Genomic DNA, 4,275 nt, shown 5'->3' with positions numbered 1-4,275 from the left:
CTACTTGGAAATAGAATTTTGGCAGCTTTCTGATAAAAGTCATGTGAAGAATATCCCCTTAATGCACACCACCGTCGGTTTTGTATTGTCATTACTATTGGCTTACAGAACCAACACCGCTTACGAGCGCTGGTGGGAGGGCAGAAAAACATGGGGCGCATTAGTCAACAACAGCCGCAACCTAGCCCTTAAACTTTCCGCTTATTTATCCGAAGAAAGCGACCGCAACTTCTTTAGAAAAGCTATTCCGACCTATGCATCAGTGCTTTCTAAACATTTATCCAACGAAGAAGTCAGCCAAATGTTGTTTGAAGGCTTAGATTTAGAAATCGACCACCACAAACACAGCCCGAACCAAGTGGCTAAAATTTTATTTCACAAAGCCAATGATTTATATACATCTGGCAAAATGACAGGCGACCAGTTTTATATTATCAACGCCGAACTACAATCATTTACCGATATTTGTGGCGCCTGCGAACGCATTAAAAACACACCGATTCCCTACTCTTACAGCGCGTTTATTAAGAAATTCATCTTCTTTTATGTCATGACACTACCGTTTGGCTATGTGTTTAGCTTAGGTTACTACGTGATTCCAGTCGTGGTGTTTATTTTCTATGTGTTAGCAAGCTTAGAACTGATTGCCGAAGAGATTGAAGACCCATTTGGCGGAGATGATAACGACTTACCCACCAAAAAAATTGCCTCAAATATCAAAAAACATGTGGAAGAATTGCTTTAACGACCTACACCGCGTGCTATAGATTCAAATAGGGTAAGCATAACTTTATTGCCTAGCCCTAATTCAAAGAGTCTTTTATTCTTTTTGCAGCATGGTAGCTTTGTGTTTGCATCACTATCACAACCATCCACATCAAGAATACACAAAATATAAAGCCAGATAGTAGTCTCTGGGAATGTAATGTTTTATCCAAATACTCTACAAAACTTTTTTCTTTGAATGATTCACAAATTAATTGATTTTCAATTTCAGTGAGCTTGGTGGTTACCAATAATTTATTGCTTTCCAGACCATCACATTGTTTAACCTCCAAAATCCAGTCGCCTATAAGCCCCTGTGCCTTACTCTGGTCTAATAAGAACCATGTTTTTGAAGTTTTAAATTGAACTAATACCGAATTTGACCCGAGTGCAATACTACTCAAAGCCAGCAAGACTCCGCATAACAAAAAACCAACAAATCTCCACCAGATGTAACCTCTAGGAGGTAGTTGGATATTCATAGAGTGAGTATCAATCCATTTTTTTGCACTTATCACATCGATAAAGCCTAGTTTGTTCTCTCCTATCCATTCAATTACTTGATGCATTTGTTCAATAGATTTTACTTTTAGCCCATACACAAAATTAAACTGTTCTATATCTCTCATTTGCTTATTAAACTTTATTAACTTTTGGTCAGTTACCTCAACTTTCCCAACAATTAATCTCCATAGTCTTTCTAGTAAACTTATTATCGTCCCAGCTCTAAACCAAGCGAATATAACCATCGTGATAATAATTATTGGGCCTGTTAATACTAAATAGAAATTGTTTAATATTGAATTCAATGACGTCATGTTCTTAACCTTAAACTAATTCTCATTCCAAATTTTACTCTATCACAAGTACTACTTGTATACGTCCACAGATCCTTTCAACCCCTTTGCCGCGCCGAGCAGCGCAAGCTTTATGGGAGTCTTCGGCAAGCGGCTGTTTGAGCGGAGCGAGTTTCCGATTGCCGCCCATAAAGCTGAGCAGCACAGGAAACAAGCGGTAGGGGGTAGCCTTTTCTTTGGTTTCATTTCTTTTGGCTAAGCAAAAGAAAGAAACTCGCCGAAGGGCGAAAGGGAGTGGTGAGAGTTTAGATGATGACGCGTGGGTAACAAGTTACCCACCCTACTTGGCTATATTGGAAGCTAGTCAACTAGCTTTGCAATTTGCGGCAGAGTCGCTCGCAAAGTTGCTGTTAAATTTGAGCCTGCGACCTCTGGTCTTGCTGGCTCCCATAATATGGTTAGATGATGATTAGTGTCGAAGTGAGTTTTTTTCTCTTCGAATTTAGACTTTTCACAGGTATAAATAACAGGTTTACCTAACCCTTCAGCATACCCTGCTTCCCAATAAGCCCCCAAATTATCATGAGTTAAATCAGCTATCAAAAAATCTGAAGATTGAATTTCAACACGCAAACGATCATCAATAAGCCCAGCCCTAGGTACATCATCAAGCTTGAACAACTCGAACCCGGCTCTTAACGCACTTGGTTTAAATACATTTTCTAAGACATTATTTAGCGTTTCTTCACCAAACTTCATTGCCATAAATCCCTTGCGATATACAGCTTCACCTTTCTTAAGTGCTTCAAAATAGTCCCAGCCTTTAAAAGTCAAAGTAGCATAGGCCCTATCTCCTCCACCTATCGTTTTAGCTTGATTTCCAGTAATAAATCCCGTTTCAAATAAATAATCCAAAATCAGCTCAAAACCAGGAGGACTCTTGCTACCAATTATTGAGCCGTGTGTTCTAAACTCTACCCACTCTAACTCCCCTGGTCCTTTAATATTTTCAGCTAGCCATCTAATTAGCAGATCAGCTTGCTCTCTAGGCCGTGGTAAAGGCCGCGTAAGAATTGAATCTATTGTTTGTGTATTGATTATTTTCAACCCGCTATTTTTATCTTGGGACTGTCTAATCGCATGGCTAATTTTAGCCACGGCATCTATATCACGAAGTAATATGTTATTAAATGATGCGAGTAGGCTTTCACTAAAAGCAAACTCCCCACATCTTGGGCATTCAAATACAGAAGCATCAATTCCATTAGGATTTGGTTTATAGTTGGTTAATTTTGATGAACATACTGGACAATTTTCACTCATTAATTACCTCAAAATTAAAAAGGGGCTTTCGCCCCTTTTGTATTATCCACACTTACTCTCACCACAATTCAAACAAGTTAAGCACCCATCCATAATAATGCTAGCTTTGGTATTACACTTCTTGCAAAGCTGCGCACCTTTTGGAAAGCCTTCGTCATTGACTTCTTCACCCGATTTTGCGTGTTTTTCTAGGTATTCTGCTTTTTTCTCTTCTACCAATTTTTGTTGGTGTTCATCTAAGCCTGGTTTTTTAAGCATGCCGATTTCTTGAAGGTGTTGCTCTACCACTTCACCGATTTCTGCTACTAAGCTAGGGACAAATTTACCGCCTTTTTTGAAGTAGCCACCGCTTGGTTCGAATACGCTTTTTAGCTCTTCTACCAGGAAGGTCACATCGCCACCCTTACGGAACACAGCTGACATCACGCGGGTTAGGGCAACAATCCATTGAAAGTGCTCCATGTTTTTGGAGTTAATAAACACTTCAAACGGGCGGCGGTGTTCTTGTGGCGTGCCTTCGTTCATCACGATATCGTTAATGGTAATGTAGAGCGCGTGCTCTGTTACTGGTGTTTTAATTTTGTAGGTGTTGCCTACCAACTTCTCTGGGCGGCCTAGTGGCTCACCTAGTTGCACAACGTTGGTGCTGGCTTCTGCTACTTTGGCTTCAGCAGCTTTCGCTTTGTCTTCTTCTGACACTAGGTTGTAGCTAACGATTTTCTTTTCAATTTTAATGGCCATGTCTGTTCTCCTGTGGGGTCTTTTTGGCTTTCCCGTTCCTTTGTTGTTTGTTGTCTAGCTTTAAGTCAATGACGGCTTATTGCTATTTTTAAATGCTAGATGGTTGCCGTTACGAGCGATGCCAGTGCTAGGCGAAAAGCGGTTTTAAACCGGAGTGTACAAATAGTACATGAGGATTTAAAACTGCTTTTCAACACCGCAATGGTGAGCGCAGTAGGCAAACACTAGAATTTTCCGTAGTAGCCTTCTTTTAGTGCATCGTATAGGTTAGCCGCCGAGTGAATCTCACCATCATATTCAATCTCATCATTACCTTTGGCTTCAATTTCAGTGCCATCTTCCAAAGTGAATTTGTAAGTGGTACTTTCTAAGTCTTTTTCTGTCACCAATACACCTTGGAACGCTTCAGGGTTAAATCTGAAAGTTGTACAACCTTTTAAGCCTTTGTCGTAAGCGTATAAATAGATGTTTTTGAAGTCTTCAAAATCATAATCTGTAGGCACGTTAATGGTTTTTGAAATTGAGCTATCAATCCATTTTTGTGATGCCGCTTGAATATCCACGTGCGCTTTTGCCATGATGCTAGAAGAATCTAGGAAGTATTCTGGCAATTGTTCTTCTGGTTTGTCGCTAAATGGCATTGCATTTG

4 protein-coding genes and 1 pseudogene are annotated in these 4,275 nt (G+C 40.0%); 1 reads left to right on the top strand and 4 read right to left on the bottom strand.

Features of this window, described 5'->3' with window-relative positions:
* A partial coding sequence (locus tag Q7U33_RS06205; RefSeq protein ID WP_304858767.1) for a bestrophin family protein occupies positions 1-745 on the top strand: 745 nt, incomplete at its 5' end.
* A 58-nt stretch (positions 746-803) separates the two neighbouring features.
* Here Q7U33_RS06205 and Q7U33_RS06200 read toward each other — a convergent pair.
* The 4 genes and pseudogenes from Q7U33_RS06200 to Q7U33_RS06185 all read right to left on the bottom strand — a co-directional run.
* A complete protein-coding gene (locus tag Q7U33_RS06200; protein WP_304858766.1) occupies positions 804-1,583 on the bottom strand; it encodes a DUF6216 family protein in 780 nt (259 codons plus the stop codon).
* Positions 1,584-1,922: 339 nt separating this feature from the next.
* A complete protein-coding gene (locus Q7U33_RS06195; protein WP_304858765.1) occupies positions 1,923-2,885 on the bottom strand; it encodes a hypothetical protein in 963 nt (320 codons plus the stop codon).
* Positions 2,886-2,927: 42 nt separating this feature from the next.
* Positions 2,928-3,626, bottom strand: coding sequence for an NrdJb (locus tag Q7U33_RS06190; protein ID WP_304858764.1), 699 nt, complete (start codon positions 3,624-3,626; stop codon positions 2,928-2,930).
* 224 nt (positions 3,627-3,850) lie between these two features.
* A pseudogene (locus tag Q7U33_RS06185) lies at positions 3,851-4,275 on the bottom strand (ribonucleoside-diphosphate reductase, adenosylcobalamin-dependent); the annotation flags it as partial.

The organism is Methylotenera sp. (assembly GCF_030653755.1).
In the GTDB taxonomy this organism is placed as follows: domain Bacteria; phylum Pseudomonadota; class Gammaproteobacteria; order Burkholderiales; family Methylophilaceae; genus Methylotenera.
This window is presented reverse-complemented; position numbering and strand designations above follow the sequence as displayed.